Below are 1,241 nucleotides of genomic sequence, written 5' to 3' on the forward strand. Positions count from 1 at the left end.
AGACTAGCCACTACTATAATCATAGAAGATGGTTTATATATGGGTTAAATTAAGAAAGGATAAATAATGAGTGAGACTTATAAAATTTATACACCCAATGGATTAACATTAGATGTGGAAAAAGATACCAATAAAATACTCTTTAAAGAAAATGTTAAGCCCACAGGCAACTATACCGAAGAATATTCCAAAGCGGTTTTTAAATCTTATCATATTATGAAAAACTCCCCCTACAAAGACTATAAACCCCAATACCTAGATCCTGAATTTCACACAGGGGAGAAATCTACTTTGCTTGAATTTAAAGATTGGCAAAGCATATATTTAAAAGATCCTATCCAAGGAGCTATAGCTCCTTGGACTAAAGCAGAAAAAGCTTATTATAAATCTTTAAAAACTAAAAGAGAAAGATATAAATATTTAGCAATAAGAAGTGGATTAAGATCTGTGGTTATAGATATACCCTATGATGCTTATGCTAATGTAGATGAAAAAGGATATTTAATCAATGAAGAATACGCCTATATTTACGATGAAGTAAGTTCTCATCGTGGAACATTAAAATCTTATTCTTTCTTTAATGAATGGGAATTGTCTGCTTTACTTTTGGGAAATATTAAAGCTAGTCCCACAGCTGCCGTAGGATTTAAAGCAAGACAACAACAAGCATTGTTTTTACAAGCTCAACTTGGAGATAAAAATGCTTTTAAAAGTTTAGGTTTAGCAGTATTGTGTTCTAATTCTTTTCTTACAGGGCAACATTGGAATAAGCTTAGAGCAAAAATGATTTACGATTTACACGATCATCATTATGAGAGTTTATTAGATGAATTTGGTATGCTTCCTTTTTTAGATGAGATTATAGGAGCAGATTGGACGATTGATTTAAATAAATATGATTTTGCCTATGATGAAGAAGGCAGGATCATTTGGGCTTTATATAATGATATTGAAAAAGGCAAATTAAAAGATCCAAGAGATATAGATTCTACTCCTGAAAGTAGAAATAAATTTGATGATGCTATGGATGGATACGAAAATGGAATGGTAACAAGATTTGATGTAGATACTCCAAATGATTGGAGTGAACAACAAGCTGCTTTAGATAGAGATACTCTAGTATTAAGCGCCAAATTAGCAGCCCTCACTCCTCCTCAAGGCTATCCTAATGCCCCTTATTATTTTACACCTGAAAGATTAGAATGGATTTATAAAAGAGGATATTTAGACAAACTCCTTGA

General features: G+C 31.8%; 1 protein-coding gene. It reads left to right on the forward strand.

All coding sequences use genetic code 11. The features are described 5' to 3' along the window. Positions 1-66: 66 nt before the first annotated feature. The coding region (locus tag AJ930_RS06350; RefSeq protein WP_070275011.1) for a hypothetical protein at positions 67-1,241 on the forward strand (1,175 nt) is incomplete at its 3' end.

The sequence above is a fragment of the Campylobacter sp. BCW_6871 genome, from assembly GCF_001762325.1.
GTDB classification, from domain to species: Bacteria; Campylobacterota; Campylobacteria; order Campylobacterales; family Campylobacteraceae; genus Campylobacter_D; species Campylobacter_D jejuni.